Origin of the sequence: Parasutterella muris, from assembly GCF_009767915.1 — a bacterium.
Taxonomy (GTDB): Bacteria; Pseudomonadota; Gammaproteobacteria; order Burkholderiales; family Burkholderiaceae_F; genus Parasutterella; species Parasutterella muris.
On record NZ_WSRP01000026.1, the window covers coordinates 1 to 13,490 of the forward strand.

The following is a 13,490-nucleotide window of genomic DNA, read 5'->3' on the forward strand; positions in this document are numbered from 1 at the left end:
CAGGGATTACTCTTTAAACAGTAAACTTTAACTAGGTTTAACAACATCAAGTAGTCAACCGATTTCAGGAAATGACAACACTGAAAATTAGCTCCGTTCGAACGCTGAGAATCGTCGTTCGAACCATTGAGAATACCGTTCGAATCGTTGAGAGAAATCATGCTCAATTTGAAATGATCCACCCATTTCTGGACGGCAATGGAAGAATGGGAAGATTATTAATTACTTTGTTTTTAGCAGATAAAAAGATTTTAAGCACACCTTGTTTCTATATGAGCGCATACCTTCAATCTCATAGTGACAGGTATTACGAAACCATAGGAATGATTTCTAAAGATGGCGATTGGAATCCCTGGATAGAATTTTTCTTGAACGGTGTTATAGAACACTGCACAGCGAATGTTAACCTGTTAATTAACATGACAAGATTGTACGAAGAATCAAAAGAAAAGTTTGTAAATGCCACGAACTCCTCATTTGCGATAAATTCGTTAGATTACATTTTCGCTAATCCAATATTTTCCATCCCAGGTCTCAGGAAAAAATATAAACAGAATCTATCGCAGCAAGTTGCCTCTCACTTAGTAAATAAATTCACTGCTGTCCAAAATAATTTGATTTTAAAACTTGCCATCTGAATTTATCGGGGTTTACCGTCGCCGGAGTCTAAATGGTGAAATCAACCCCCTCTCCAAGAAAATAGACAGCCCTGTGACGATTCCGGAGGACTCTCCCATTCCTTTATATCCGGCTTGTTAAGCCTATGTTCTAGCGATTTACAGGTCATAAGGTTTAACTTGAAGTATCTGGCTAATCTGCAAAACGTCCAGTTATACTTGGAACGGCGCCTCAATAGCTCCAGCAGAAGTATGGCTATGGCAGCTGTCCAAATCTGTGTCATAACTGCGTTCTCTGTTGTCCCTACGAACGATTTAATGACCAGATTCTGTTTTATGCGTTTAAAGAACAACTCAATTTGCCAACGGTCCTTATACAAGTCGGCAACTTCGGGAGCAGTTAACTCCTTGCTGTTGGTGAGGAACTCAAACCAACGATCGGTTTTTTCGTCATACCATTGGACCACTCTGAATCGCATATCTTCGCAATGCTTTCGTGCTTGAGTACCGGTAAAGCTCATCTTGTAGAGTCCCCATTTCTTATCAGGATCCTCTTGTATAAGACCTTTCCTCAAAGGTGTATGTACGGCATTATCTTTAAGGCGAGTTACAAAAGTTACGCCTTTTTCACTGAGCCTTTTAAACAGGCTGTAATCGTTGTAGCCTCGATCCATCACTACGATGGATCCCTTTGGAATATTTTCCAGAATGCTCTTTGCACCTTTAATGTCGCTTACTTTGGCCGGGGTCTCAACAATGACCTCCGGTAAGCATAGGTCGTTGTTCAAAAGCGTATGCAGCTTTATTCCGCCTTTTCTTCTGCGATGGTGCGCCCACTCAAACAAACGCAGACACAAGCTTATTGTCGTTGAATCCAGCGAATAAACGGGCTTTGTAAAACGTTCGCTAAGGCGCCCTTGGATTTCATGACGGAATTTATCCGGTAATACGTAATAGAAGTCCTCGTAAAGCTTGTAAGGGCGATTCTGGTTAGCGTAGCCTAAAGTAGAGCGGCATGCCGCTTTTGCTCCGATATGATTAAGTTTGCCTAGACTCGAAAAAAGACCGTCAGAAATTTCCCTAAGTGACTCTGCCCCCGTCAGTTGGCAAAAAAGCATTGCAATAAATTGACTCCAGCTTGAGAAGCCTTTGGATGCCTTGTCTGACTGATGCTTGTTGACTAAATGTTGAAATTCAAGTTTGCAACCCATTGACTGGACAAGTTGCGCAAACATGGATATTGTTGCTCTTTGCATGCCGAATCCTTCGATTTTTTATTGCTGGGAACTTTAAATTTATCGAAGATTCGGCATCTTTGCATCTAGACGTTCCGAAAAAATTTATTTTGGACAGTAGTGAAATAAATTAGTTTCTGCGAACCTAATCGAAAAGGTATATTCGGGGGTTGGCAGGCGTCCGTCTGTCTATAGATTCCCCGCTTTGCTTAAATTGTTATCTTAAAATCTAAATTCGTCTTCATTTAAATCCTCGGAAAAATCCAAGGCTTTGCCTTTTCTGGCCGTCCACACAGTGGCTTTTTTATTTCAGGACGCAGCTAAAATTAGAGGTAGAGATTAACGGGTCAGAAGAGCTGATTTCGAGAACTTCCGGCTAGGCGTGCCCGACGGAAACCCTCAGCTGAAGGCCGAGTGCACTTAGAACCGGGAAAGGTGTTGCTATCATGGCGTCTATTGAAAGTTAAAACTTACACGAAAAGAAATTAGAATGTTCAGTGCTCCGCTCAGCGGATCAAAAAATTCAAATGTGCCAATAAATGTACCAATTTGATTTATGCGTACATTAACCTATTGATTTATTAGTGTCGTTCGAAGCCTGCCGCCCGAGCACTTTTTAAATTAGCTCGTTAAACGATCTTTTTAGTGCCAACATTTTTATAAATTATTTAAAATCAGATGGATAAATTGTTCTATCTTTCTGATTTCAAAATTTTCTCCAGAGTTGTTTCCCAAAGCAACGCTCATAACTGAAATACTCGGCCCGGAACGTGCTAGCCTCAAGCATCGTTTTGGAGGTATTCATGTCCTGCATTCTTTTCCCGTCGCCGATTTTTGGGCCGATTCATTCTAGAAGACTCGGACTGTCTTTAGGCGTTAATCTTCTTCCGCCGTCGGCAAAGGTCTGTTCCTTTGACTGTGTGTACTGCGAGTGCGGTTTAAACGCTAAGAATGAGACCAAGCCGAAGCTTCCGACCAGGGAAGAGGTCAAGACTGCGCTTGAAAAGAAACTGGCTGCACTCTTGTCAAAAAACATGATCCCGGATGTCATTACATTTGCCGGAAACGGTGAGCCGACCTCGCATCCGAAGTTCCTCGAGATCATCAGCGATACGATTGAACTCAGAGACAAATATGTACCGAACGCCAAAATATCGGTCCTATCGAATTCCACCTTTGTGAATCGCCCTTCGGTTATGGAGGCGCTTCAATTGGTCGACAATCCGATTATGAAGCTCGATACTGTGAATGAGGATTTCATTCATCTGGTGGATCGGCCTAATGCGAAGTATGACGTCGAGGAGATCATTCGATGCTTGGAAAACTTCAAAGGGGATGTGATCGTTCAGACCATGTTCCTCAAAGGCAGTGTCGACGGAAAAGAAATCAACAACACGACGGATGAATACGTTCAGCCGTGGCTGAAGGTTTTGGATCAAATCAAACCCCGCGAGGTGATGATCTATACGATCGATCGTGAGACACCGCTGAAAACTTTGAAAAAAGCTTCTCCGCAGGAGCTGGATCGGATTAAAGATATTTTGGAGTCAAAAGGTTACAAGACGTTGGTGGCCTATTAGCGTTTATGCTAAATGTCATAAAGCTGTCATAAAGCAAGTTTAAATTACCCTCATAGAATTTTTATGAGGTGTTTATGTCTGAATCGCTTCCAATTAAGACGAGACTCTTATTGGCGGGAGCTTCTTTGCAGCTGATCTCTCTGGCTAAAAAAGCCGAGAAATCGAAAAAAGAACAGGTCAAGCCGGCTATGTCGACAAATATGAAGCTCGCGAAAGCATAAAAGAAAGCGTTCAATACGCTGTTTCGATAAGTAAGCCGTAAGGTGTTGTTCCTTGCGGTTTGTTTTTTTCTGCGCACAAAAACACGGCTTCCGTATTGCGCCTAATAGAAATAAAGTGTTTTAGCGGTTAAAGTTATTCGAATGTGCGCCCCACAGGCGGACCGCAGCAATAATAAAATTCCGGGAGTATCCATGAATCCGCGAACGCTATACGAGAAACTGCTCGATACACACACTATCCGCAAATACGACGAAGACGGCAGCGAACGTCTGCTGTTTATCGATCGGACAGTGGTCAATGAATACACATCCCCTCAGGCCTTTACGTTGCTTCGGGAGAACAAACTTAAAGTTCGTCGGCCCTCTGCGACACTCGGCACGATTGATCACGTGAATCCTTCCGCTGCGGATCGCCCGATTTATCCGACCGAAGAAAACGCGAGAAAACAAGTACAGTACCTCGAGGAAAACGGTCAGACATTTGGCCTCGAGGTTTACAACAACGACAGTCCGAATCAGGGGATTGAGCACGTCGTCATGGTTGAGCAGGGCAGAGTACAGCCCGGCATGGTCATCGGCGCCGGCGACAGCCACACAGCGATGTACGGCGCGTTCGGATGTCTGGGCTTCGGCATCGGCACATCCGACATTTACCATTACCTTGCGACGTCCGCTCTGAATTACAAATGTCTAAAAAATATGCGCGTGCATCTGGTCGGTAAAAAGCCCTCAGATGTCAGTGCCAAGGATTTGATCATTCATGTCGTGCGCGAACTCGGTGCGGGAGGATGCGGCGGCTGCTGTGTGGAATTCACCGGCGAGGCGGTCCGTGAATTGAGTCCCGAAGGACGTCTGACGTTCTGCAATATGGCGGTTGAATGCGGAGCACGCTCTTCTTTGATCGCGCCCGATGAAAAGATTTTTGAATATCTTAAAGGTCGTCCGTACGCGCCAAAAGGCGAGAATTGGGACAAGGCGGTTGAATACTGGCGGACCTTGAAGTCTGACGAAGGCGCGGTGTTCGATAAAGAGGCTGTGATCGATGTCTCCGGCGCAAAACCGATGGTGACATGGGGAACCAGCCCTGATCAGGCTGTCTCGATCGACGAAGTGATCCCGGATCCGATGCTTGAACAAAATCCGGACAGAAGAGCCGATATGCAGCGAGCGCTCTCCTACATGGGACTGAAAGCCGGAGAAAAAATTGCCGGCATCCCGATCACCCACGCGTTTATCGGTTCCTGCACGAATTCCCGAATCGAAGATCTTCGCGCAGCGGCCTCCGTACTCAAAGGCAGAAAGGTACACCCCGGTGTCACCGCCGCGGTTGTGCCGGGTTCGATGCAGATTCGAAAGCAGGCCGAAGAAGAGGGCTTGGACCAAATCTTTAAAGACGCGGGATGGCAGTGGAGGAAATCCGGCTGTTCGCTCTGCCTGGCGATGAACGGCGATATCCTTCAGGCAAACGATCGCTGCGTGTCGGCGACCAACCGTAATTTTGAGGGCCGCCAGGGCGTCGGTACGCGTACGCACCTTGCCTCGCCTCAAATTGTGGCGAGCTCAAGTATTAACGGCTGCATCGCGGATTTCAGGAGCTAACCATGGATAAATTTATACAGCTGACGGCCGCGGCGGCTCCTATGCCTACGGCAAATATCGATACAGATGTGATAATGCCGAAGGCTTTTCTCAAAAGAATTGATAAGGACGGCGTCCTTGAAGGACTCTTTCATGACGTTCGTCTGAATCCTGACGGAACGGAAAATCCGGATTTTGTACTGAATCAGACTCCGTATCGACAGGCCGAAATTATCGTCACGGGACCGAACTTCGGATGCGGATCTTCTCGTGAACACGCGGTTTGGGGACTGAGAAAACGCGGCATCCGTGCGCTGATCGGCTCCTCTTTTGCCGGAATTTTCTTTGACAACTGCGCAAATAACGGACTGCTGTGCGTGGTGCTTCCGCAGGCGCAGGTCGATGAACTTCTGCGGGTTTTGGAAAACTCGGATAATAAGACGGTCTCAATCGATTTGGTTCATCAGACCGTGACGACTCCGGGCGGGAAAAATCTGAGTTTCGAGATAGAACCGCTTCGAAAAGATAAACTATTGAACGGATTGGACGCTGCGGCTGAAACGCTCAGACGCGAGAATGAAATTGAAGCGTTCGAAAAACAGTATTACAGCAGCTTCCCGTGGCTTGCAGAATCGGAGTAATTGCGAATGAACATTTTGATATCGAATGATGACGGATACTTGGCGCCGGGCATCCAGGAACTTGCCCGTCACATGAAACGCTTCGGACATGTGACGGTCGTGGCCCCGGAACAGAATCACAGCGGCGCAAGCAACTCTCTGACGCTAACCCGTCCTCTTTCGATTCGGCAGGTTCAGGACGATGTCTATTTCATTAACGGTACGCCAAGCGACTGCGTACATATTGCACTGACGGGGCTTTTGAAAGAAAAACCGGACCTGGTGCTGAGCGGCATTAACTGCGGTCAGAATATGGGCGACGATGTCCTGTACTCGGGAACTGTGGCCGCAGCCATGGAAGGTTATCTGTTCGGCTGCCCCTCGTTCGCGTTTTCTCAGGTGAAATCCGGCTGGTCTTACTTGGATTCGGCCGCTCAGACGGTAGAGCGGATTATTGAGAATTATCTGGATAATCCGCTTCCTGCGCCTTTCCTTTTGAATGTGAATATTCCCAACACGACGATTGATCGCTTAAACGGTGTTGTCGTAACGAGACTCGGACGCCGCCATTCGGCGCAGTCTGTGATTGAACAGATTAACCCGAGAGGAGAAAAAATCTATTGGCTCGGGGCGGCAGGAGATGCTAAGGATGACGCGCAGGGGACGGATTTCTGGGCGACGTCACACGGTTATATCAGTATGACGCCCCTGCAGGTCGATATGACAAATTATGCGACTTTAGACAGCGTTAAAAATTGGTGGAACAAATTCCCGGCGTAATGAAGGTAAACAGATCGCGCATTTGCGTTTAAACTTTATCTTTTTGCGGCGTGCATTAGAAGTTGGTTAATGGAGGAAGAATGAGTTGGTTGAAAGTTTTAGCCCCGGCTGCTGTAGCTCTTATTGCGGCGGGATGTTCCTTTACCGGGGGAAACGCTCCGATTTCAAACGGACCGACGACGACAACTGTATATACCGTAAAGCCCGGTGACACGCTCTACGCGGTGGCTCGCCGCTACTCTTTGGACCCGGTCGCGGTGGCCCGTGAAAATGGTCTGTCAGACCCAAGCAAACTGAGAGTGGGTCAGCAGATCAAACTCTCGATTTCTTCTGGCGTGCGGCAGGATATCGAAAGAATTCAGGCGCATCAGCAGGAAAAAACTTCCGCTTCGGCCTCAGCCGCGGCAGCGGCCTCCGCAGCAGCTAAACCTGTGACAGCTCAGAAGACAGAAACTCAAACGTCTTCTAATTCTTCAGCTGCGGAATCTTCCTCCTCATCTGCGTTTATCTGGCCGGTCAAGGGCAGAATCGTCCAGCCGTTCAGTACGCTTAATAAAGGCATCGATATTGCAGCCTCTGCCGGCACTCCGGTGAAAGCAGCCGCGGACGGCGATGTGGTCTTTGTCGGCAACGTCAAGGGCTACGGCAATCTCGTGATCCTTCGCCATACCAAAGAGCTCGTGACTGCATACGGACGCAACGGTACCATTACTGTGAAACAGGGTCAGAAAGTGACTAAGGGACAAAAGATTGCGGACGTGGGAGCATCTGATGACAAAGAGTCTCGTGTCCACTTCGAAGTACGTCGCAACGGAAAATCTCTGGATCCCACTACAATCCTCCCTAAACAGTAATTCGTCATTGGAAAGGATTGTCTGATGGTCCGCGCAAGAAAAGAAAGAGAAAAATTTACCGTCATTGTTGAAACACTCGATCAGGAAGGCAGAGGTGTTTCCCATCGCGACGGCAAGGTCGTTTTTATCGAGGGAGCCCTTCCGGGCGAAGAAGTGACTTACGAGCGGTATCGCAATAAGCCTTCTTTTGAACTCAGTTTCGCAACGGATCTTTTGACCGAGTCTCCGCTCAGAGTTACACCCAAGTGCCCTTATTTCGGCGTCAAGGACGGCAGCTGCGGCGGATGCGCTATGCAGCACATCGAGCCGCGCGCGCAAGTTGCGGTGAAACAGAAAGTTTTAATGGATGCGCTTTGGCATATCGGTCGAGTACGCCCTGAACAGGTGATCCCGCCGATCTTCGGACTGACCTGGCATTATCGACACCGCGCAAGACTCTCAGTGCGTGACGTCGCGAAAAAAGGTACGGTGCTCGTCGGTTTTCATGAAAAACGCTCCAGCTATATCGCGGATATGAAAAGCTGTGAGATCCTGCCGAAAAAAGTCAGTAATCTCCTTGTTCCTCTTCGTGATCTGATCGCCTCTTTAACCATTCGTCAGAAACTCGCGCAGATTGAGGTCGCCTGCACGGAAGACTGCACCGCTTTTGTGTTCCGTATTCTGGAGCAGCCAAGCGCGGAGGACGAGGCAAAAATCAAAGCCTTTGAAAAAGAGCACGACGTCGTTGTTTGGTATCAGCCTAAGGGCCCGGACAGTATTTATCCGCTTGAGCTGGAAAATGCGGATCGACTCAAGCTTCGCCACCGCGAAACGAATGTTGCCATTACATTCAAACCGACAGACTTCACTCAGGTGAATCACGTCCTCAACGAACTGATGGTTTCCCGTGCGCTGAGAATGCTGAAGCTGGATCATGACTGCAAGGTTGTCGATTTCTTCTGCGGACTGGGCAATTTCACACTGCCGATCGCGACAAAAGTCAAACAAGTCATCGGTATTGAAGGCAGTCAGGCGCTCGTTGATCGGGCTAAAGAGGGTGCTGAGCAAAACGGCCTCGCTGATAAGACAGACTTTGTCGCAAGAAACCTCTTTGACTGGAAGGACGAAGACTGGGACGCAATTTGGAAGTCTATAGGCGGAATTGATCGGGTGCTGATTGATCCGCCGCGAGAAGGCGCAATGGCAGTCTGTCAGTCCTTTGCTAATACCGAGCAGAGACCGAAACGCCTGGTCTACGTTTCCTGCAACCCCGCGACGCTTGCAAGAGATGCCGCGATCCTCGTCAGAGAGGGCGGATGGCATTTGAGAAGCGCTGGCGTCATGAATATGTTCCCGCATACGGCGCATGTAGAAAGCATTGCAGTCTTTGAACCCGGTCCTAAACCGGTACAGCAGGATCCCATCGAAGAAATGGAACTGCAGGAGATCAGCGAAGAAGCTCAGGCTGAAGACGCTCAGACCAACGGAAGTTGATCGGAATGTCTTTGTCGCTGTTTCTCTTACTGTTATGGCCGCTTATAAAGGCGATTCTGATTCTGCTCGCATGCGTTTTCACTATCGCTTGGCTGCTTAAGATCTCGAGCAAAGATCTGACATGGGGAATCAGCGCTGTAGTAACGGTTACGCTGATGCTTCTGCCGATTTGGTCCTACAGCATGAATCGGGATACAACCGAGATTCTGAAGCTTACGTTTTCAGGATGGTCGGTCCCGGGTATTCCTGTCTTTACGCAGATCAGCTGGGCTCTGACGGGCGGAGCAATCGCATCCTCACTGTTTGTGAGTCTGATGCTGTATTTTCTGCGTGACAGAACTGTTAAGCCGCTCTCGGTCCTGTTTCTTTGGATCGGTCTGGGACTGAATCTGCTTGCGCAGGCGGCTCTTCCGGTCCTCATATTCGGCTCCTACGGCTACACGATGATTTCGGACACTTTTGTACCGCTTCTCATGCAGCTGGTTATGACGATTGCCTGCACGATCGCACTGTGTTTCGATGAATCGATGAATCGCATCTACACTAAAACGCCACCCAAATAAAATGGAAGAAAGCAGTTTTTTTAATTATTGGTTTACATTTTTCTTTGCGCTCGGATTTTGTTTCTGGTTCCCAATGTACGTGGTTAAGACACGCGGAAAAGGATTGCCCGACTGGGGACTGGCCTGCTGTATCGTTCTGCTTTTTCTTTTCCTGCCGCTGCTCTCGCTGAGTTTTATCCGTGATGTGTTCCCGGCTTTATGGCTTGGAGTGGAAAACGGCGGCTTGGACGCCGTTAATACGGATATGCTCTCTGAGTCGCTTTCTCAAATGAGCACCCTTGAACAAACCTGTATCGGTCTGTCCGTTCTCGGCATCATCGGTTCAATGATTCTCAACGGGTTTTCGGCTTGGATGCTTTATACCCGAAGAGTCCGCCGCGGGCTCCTGACCGCGTTCCGACTGATGTGGATTTCCGCGCTGGTAATTGTTGTCTCAGTCGGGGTGCTTCCGCTTATTCTTCTCGGCGCTCAGGGCTTCGATTTGGTCCGGCAGAGCGCCCTTGCGCTTGCCGGATACGTTGTCCTCTTATTGGGTATCACTGCCTACTTAAAAACGAATAAAAATATAGCCTCTTACTATCCGTTGGAAAGAGACGATAAGTAGACGACATGGAATATTTTCTCAGTATGCGGGGCGCGGCCGCATTTCTATCAATGGGTCTTTTCAGCCTGTGGCTGGCGAGGACGCTGAAGATCAGAAGACCCGGAATGCCATCATGGGTCGCACTGGTGCTGGCTTTTATTCTGCTTTTTGAACCTTCGCAGCTTGCCTTTATCCTCTGGGACGTGCATGAGAAACTCACGGAAAACGGAGCGCTGATGATTAAGGCCTATACGTTCCTGAAGGCCGGCGCTCTTTTATACGTCCTCTTTATTGTCACGTCGATATTCTTTTCGTGGCAGTTCTACCTGAGACCAAGCCCTCTGACGCTGCGCTCTCTTCGATTCGGACTTTTTCTTCCTATCGCCTTTGCGGCAGTCACCTTCCTTGAAGCGCCGAAAATGATTTGGGGAGAACGCGCTTACTTGGTGGTTCTGGAGACGGATTGGATTGTTATCTGGGTAGCGGTTCTGAATTTAATTGTCCTGGCGCTCACTTTTATTCAGCCCGGAAAAAGTAAGTAAGAAGCCGTTTCCGTGAAAAATGCGGACTCGGTGGAAACTTTGAGCATGATAAAATTAAAAGATTGCCGTAAGGCAGAGACGGAGGGGAGGCGGATTGGTCCGCTTTTCCTTGTTTTATTTTTTTATAACTCTTTAAGAGATTGAAATGGCAGTTGAACGCACACTTTCTATTATCAAACCCGACGCAGTTGCGAAAAATGTAATCGGACAGATTTACAGCCGCTTTGAATCCAACAATCTGAAGATCGTTGCTTCCAAGATGAAATGGCTCTCCCGTCAGGAAGCCGAAGCTTTCTACGCTGTTCACCGCGAACGCCCCTTCTTCAAAGACCTCGTTGACTTCATGGTTTCCGGTCCTGTCCAGATTCAGGTTCTTGAAGGCGAAAACGCCATTATGAAAAACCGCGAACTGATGGGCGCAACCGATCCGAAGAAGGCTGCTAAGGGCACAATCCGCGCAGACTTCGCTCAGTCCATCGACGCCAACGCCGTTCACGGTTCCGACAGCCCCGAAACAGCCGCTGTTGAAATCGCGTTCTTCTTCCCGCAGATGGACATCTACGCAGGACGCTAATCCAAATGACAGTTTCGGAAAAGGATACGCAAAAGGTTAATCTGCTCAACTTTGATGCTGAGGGATTAAAGAAATTCTGCGAGGATTTGGGCGAAAAACCCTTCCGCGCAAAACAGCTTGAGCGATGGATTCATCGCCGGGGCGCCTCTGACTTTTCCGAAATGACGGACCTCGCAAAATCTTTTCGGGCAAAGCTCGAGAAGGTCGCCGAGGTCCGCGGCCCTGAAATCATCCGGGATAAAACGGCTTCTGACGGAACGCGCAAGTGGCTGCTTTCGGTCGGAAACGGCAATGCGGTGGAAATGGTGTACATCCCGCAGGACAATCGCGGAACGCTTTGTGTTTCTTCACAGGCCGGATGCGCGATGAACTGCCTCTTTTGTTCAACCGGAAAACAGGGTTTTAATCGTAATCTGAAAACGTCGGAAATCATTGGTCAGCTCTGGCACGCAGAACATACGCTGCGCAGAGATCTGGAAATTACCGATGAAAACGAACGAGTGATTTCCAACGTTGTCATGATGGGCATGGGAGAGCCGCTTCAGAATTTGGACGCGGTGATTCCGTCGCTGCGCCTGATGCTCGACGATAACGCCTACGGCTTGTCCCGCAGAAGAGTAACCGTTTCTACATCAGGCCTTGTCCGTCAAATCGACAAACTCGGCGAACTTTGTCCTGTCGCACTGGCTGTCAGCCTGCATGCGCCTAACGACGTGCTGCGCGACAAAATTATGCCGATCAATAGAAAACATAATATTGAATCTCTTCTGGAGGCTTGCAAGCGCTACTTAAAGGTCGCGCCAAGAGACTTTATAACGTTCGAGTACATCCTGATCGGCGGCGTTAACGATTCCGTCGCGCAGGCTAAAGAACTGATTACTCTGGTGCAGGATGTCCCGTGCAAGTTTAATCTGATCCCTTTTAATCCGTTCCCAGGGTCCGGACTGAAACGCAGTGAGCCGGAGGCGGTGCAGGCCTTTGCCGATCGATTGAACGGCGCCGGCATTGTCACAACCGTGAGAAAGGTGCGCGGAGACGATATCGACGCAGCCTGCGGACAGCTCGCGGGTGAGATTAAAGACCGCACAAGACTCGCCGAAAAGAGGGCAAACAGAGAGATAATTATCAAAGAGATTTCGCAAGAAAAGGAAAAAGAGGAGCATCATGCCCGAAGGAATCCAAAATCAGGAAACGAACGTCGGGAGTGATCTCCCTCCCGAAGCGACGACTTACGGCGGACTGCTGAGAATTGCCCGTGAGGGAAAAGGACTCACGGTTGATCAGGTCGCCTCTCAGCTTCGCATCTCTCCGGCTCAGATCGAAGGGCTGGAGGCAGATGACTATAAAGTTTTTCCGACCCCTGTTTATGCTCGGGCCCATTTGAGAAGCTATGCCCGCCTGCTCGGCGTAGATGACAATAAAGTCATCGATATGTTTAATGTTGCGTTGCGCCCGGAAGATCGTGATCCCCGCACGTTTATTCGTAAAACGACCCAGGATTTGGCGCCGTATCAGGACGCTCAGCCGAAAAATGTCGGCGGTAAGGTGGTCGCGGGACTTCTTTTCCTCGCCGTGCTGATCGCGGCGGGCTATTTCGGTTATCAGTACATCCCGTCCATGCTGGCCAACTCAGACTCGGAAACTCAGACAGCCGCGGCTCCTGCAGCTTCTGCGCCTGCGGCGCCCGAGGCCAAGGAGCAGGAGGTGCCGGCTGCAAAACAGGAAGTTAAGACAGAACCTGAAGCTGAAAAGAAGGCTGAAGTCGCTGCTCCGTCTTCCGAAGCTGCTGCGGCAGCCGCTCCTGAAGAAGCAAAAGCAAAGCAGGAAGCTGAGCTGAAAGAGCGTCTGCAGAAGGAAGCTGAAGAAAAAGCAAAACAGAAGGCTGAAGAAGAACGCAAGGCTGCTGAAGCTAAAGCTGCTGAAGAGAAGGAAGCCGCTGCTCAGACAGTTGACACTTCCGAGCCGATGAGACTTGAGTACAACAAGACGGAAGATCGCTGGGAACTTCCGTACTCTGCTAAGGGCGAAGTTAAGATTAAGCTCGAAGGCAAAAACGGCGAATGCTGGTTTGGTATCTATAAAGACAATAAGCTGGAATTCAACACTCAGCTCAAAGCCGGACAGAGCAGAGAGTACTCCGTTGCGCTTCCCTTTAAGGTCTCTGTAGGCAACCGCCAGAACGGCGCAGTGCATTTGGACGGCCGTGCGGTTAACCTCGATGCAAGACCGAACAGTACTTCTACTGTGTTTACGGCTTACCAGAAGTAATT

15 protein-coding genes are annotated in these 13,490 nt (G+C 49.0%); 14 read left to right on the plus strand and 1 reads right to left on the minus strand.

The genetic code is table 11. The features are described 5' to 3' along the window. Positions 1-71 precede the first annotated feature (71 nt). The gene (locus tag E5987_RS08585) at positions 72-638 is read left to right on the plus strand and encodes a Fic family protein (RefSeq protein ID WP_160335682.1); all 567 of its coding nucleotides are present in this window, start codon (positions 72-74) and stop codon (positions 636-638) included. A 41-nt stretch (positions 639-679) separates the two neighbouring features. Here the strand turns inward: E5987_RS08585 and E5987_RS08590 are convergent, their stop codons facing one another. Continuing rightward, positions 680-1,873 (minus strand): IS4 family transposase, encoded by a 1,194-nt coding sequence (locus tag E5987_RS08590; RefSeq protein WP_160335683.1) that lies wholly within the window; start codon positions 1,871-1,873, stop codon positions 680-682. A gap of 782 nt (positions 1,874-2,655) precedes the next feature. Between E5987_RS08590 and E5987_RS08595 the strand changes: the two genes are divergently transcribed. From E5987_RS08595 to E5987_RS08650, 13 genes are all read left to right on the plus strand, one after another. Next, on the plus strand, positions 2,656-3,432 hold the full coding sequence (locus E5987_RS08595; RefSeq protein WP_160335684.1) for a radical SAM protein: 777 nt from the start codon (positions 2,656-2,658) through the stop codon (positions 3,430-3,432). 74 nt (positions 3,433-3,506) lie between these two features. Further along, positions 3,507-3,653 carry a hypothetical protein gene (locus E5987_RS12950; RefSeq protein WP_202074597.1) on the plus strand — a complete coding sequence of 49 codons (147 nt, stop codon included), beginning with the start codon at positions 3,507-3,509 and terminating at the stop codon, positions 3,651-3,653. A 192-nt stretch (positions 3,654-3,845) separates the two neighbouring features. Then, positions 3,846-5,252, plus strand: coding sequence for a 3-isopropylmalate dehydratase large subunit (gene leuC, locus E5987_RS08600; protein ID WP_160335685.1), 1,407 nt, complete (start codon positions 3,846-3,848; stop codon positions 5,250-5,252). Positions 5,253-5,254: 2 nt separating this feature from the next. Then, positions 5,255-5,872 (plus strand): 3-isopropylmalate dehydratase small subunit, encoded by a 618-nt coding sequence (gene leuD / locus E5987_RS08605; protein ID WP_160335686.1) that lies wholly within the window; start codon positions 5,255-5,257, stop codon positions 5,870-5,872. A 6-nt stretch (positions 5,873-5,878) separates the two neighbouring features. Further along, a complete protein-coding gene (gene surE / locus E5987_RS08610; protein WP_160335687.1) occupies positions 5,879-6,631 on the plus strand; it encodes a 5'/3'-nucleotidase SurE in 753 nt (250 codons plus the stop codon). An 80-nt stretch (positions 6,632-6,711) separates the two neighbouring features. Beyond that, a complete protein-coding gene (locus tag E5987_RS08615; RefSeq protein ID WP_160335688.1) occupies positions 6,712-7,485 on the plus strand; it encodes a peptidoglycan DD-metalloendopeptidase family protein in 774 nt (257 codons plus the stop codon). A 24-nt stretch (positions 7,486-7,509) separates the two neighbouring features. Continuing rightward, positions 7,510-8,958, plus strand: coding sequence for a 23S rRNA (uracil(1939)-C(5))-methyltransferase RlmD (gene rlmD / locus E5987_RS08620; protein ID WP_160335689.1), 1,449 nt, complete (start codon positions 7,510-7,512; stop codon positions 8,956-8,958). A 5-nt stretch (positions 8,959-8,963) separates the two neighbouring features. Then, positions 8,964-9,521, plus strand: a complete 558-nt coding sequence (locus E5987_RS08625) for a hypothetical protein (RefSeq protein WP_160335690.1) — start codon at positions 8,964-8,966, stop codon at positions 9,519-9,521. Between the two features lies 1 nt (position 9,522). After that, on the plus strand, positions 9,523-10,125 hold the full coding sequence (locus E5987_RS08630; protein ID WP_160335691.1) for a hypothetical protein: 603 nt from the start codon (positions 9,523-9,525) through the stop codon (positions 10,123-10,125). Between the two features lie 5 nt (positions 10,126-10,130). Beyond that, a complete protein-coding gene (locus E5987_RS08635) occupies positions 10,131-10,646 on the plus strand; it encodes a hypothetical protein (RefSeq protein ID WP_160335692.1) in 516 nt (171 codons plus the stop codon). A 145-nt stretch (positions 10,647-10,791) separates the two neighbouring features. Beyond that, entirely contained in the window at positions 10,792-11,220 is a 429-nt protein-coding gene (ndk, locus tag E5987_RS08640) for a nucleoside-diphosphate kinase (protein WP_160335693.1), read from the plus strand. Positions 11,221-11,225: 5 nt separating this feature from the next. Beyond that, on the plus strand, positions 11,226-12,428 hold the full coding sequence (gene rlmN, locus E5987_RS08645; protein ID WP_237178784.1) for a dual-specificity RNA methyltransferase RlmN: 1,203 nt from the start codon (positions 11,226-11,228) through the stop codon (positions 12,426-12,428). Further along, positions 12,385-13,488 carry a helix-turn-helix domain-containing protein gene (locus E5987_RS08650; protein WP_160335694.1) on the plus strand — a complete coding sequence of 368 codons (1,104 nt, stop codon included), beginning with the start codon at positions 12,385-12,387 and terminating at the stop codon, positions 13,486-13,488. The genes rlmN and E5987_RS08650 overlap by 44 nt, the downstream gene beginning before the upstream one ends. Positions 13,489-13,490 lie beyond the last annotated feature (2 nt).

What these genes read in the sequence shown, in the direction of transcription:
- E5987_RS08630 (WP_160335691.1), top strand. Translation starts at nt 9,523, where the DNA reads ATGGAAGAAAGCAGTTTTTTTAATTATTGGTTTACATTTTTCTTTGCG.
- ndk (WP_160335693.1), top strand. Translation starts at nt 10,792, where the DNA reads ATGGCAGTTGAACGCACACTTTCTATTATCAAACCCGACGCAGTTGCG.
- E5987_RS08650 (WP_160335694.1), top strand. Translation starts at nt 12,385, where the DNA reads ATGCCCGAAGGAATCCAAAATCAGGAAACGAACGTCGGGAGTGATCTC.
- E5987_RS08615 (WP_160335688.1), top strand. Translation starts at nt 6,712, where the DNA reads ATGAGTTGGTTGAAAGTTTTAGCCCCGGCTGCTGTAGCTCTTATTGCG.
- E5987_RS08625 (WP_160335690.1), top strand. Translation starts at nt 8,964, where the DNA reads ATGTCTTTGTCGCTGTTTCTCTTACTGTTATGGCCGCTTATAAAGGCG.
- leuC (WP_160335685.1), top strand. Translation starts at nt 3,846, where the DNA reads ATGAATCCGCGAACGCTATACGAGAAACTGCTCGATACACACACTATC.
- rlmN (WP_237178784.1), top strand. Translation starts at nt 11,226, where the DNA reads ATGACAGTTTCGGAAAAGGATACGCAAAAGGTTAATCTGCTCAACTTT.
- E5987_RS08595 (WP_160335684.1), top strand. Translation starts at nt 2,656, where the DNA reads ATGTCCTGCATTCTTTTCCCGTCGCCGATTTTTGGGCCGATTCATTCT.
- surE (WP_160335687.1), top strand. Translation starts at nt 5,879, where the DNA reads ATGAACATTTTGATATCGAATGATGACGGATACTTGGCGCCGGGCATC.
- E5987_RS12950 (WP_202074597.1), top strand. Translation starts at nt 3,507, where the DNA reads ATGTCTGAATCGCTTCCAATTAAGACGAGACTCTTATTGGCGGGAGCT.
- leuD (WP_160335686.1), top strand. Translation starts at nt 5,255, where the DNA reads ATGGATAAATTTATACAGCTGACGGCCGCGGCGGCTCCTATGCCTACG.
- rlmD (WP_160335689.1), top strand. Translation starts at nt 7,510, where the DNA reads ATGGTCCGCGCAAGAAAAGAAAGAGAAAAATTTACCGTCATTGTTGAA.
- E5987_RS08585 (WP_160335682.1), top strand. Translation starts at nt 72, where the DNA reads ATGACAACACTGAAAATTAGCTCCGTTCGAACGCTGAGAATCGTCGTT.
- E5987_RS08590 (WP_160335683.1), bottom strand. Translation starts at nt 1,873, where the DNA reads ATGCAAAGAGCAACAATATCCATGTTTGCGCAACTTGTCCAGTCAATG.
- E5987_RS08635 (WP_160335692.1), top strand. Translation starts at nt 10,131, where the DNA reads ATGGAATATTTTCTCAGTATGCGGGGCGCGGCCGCATTTCTATCAATG.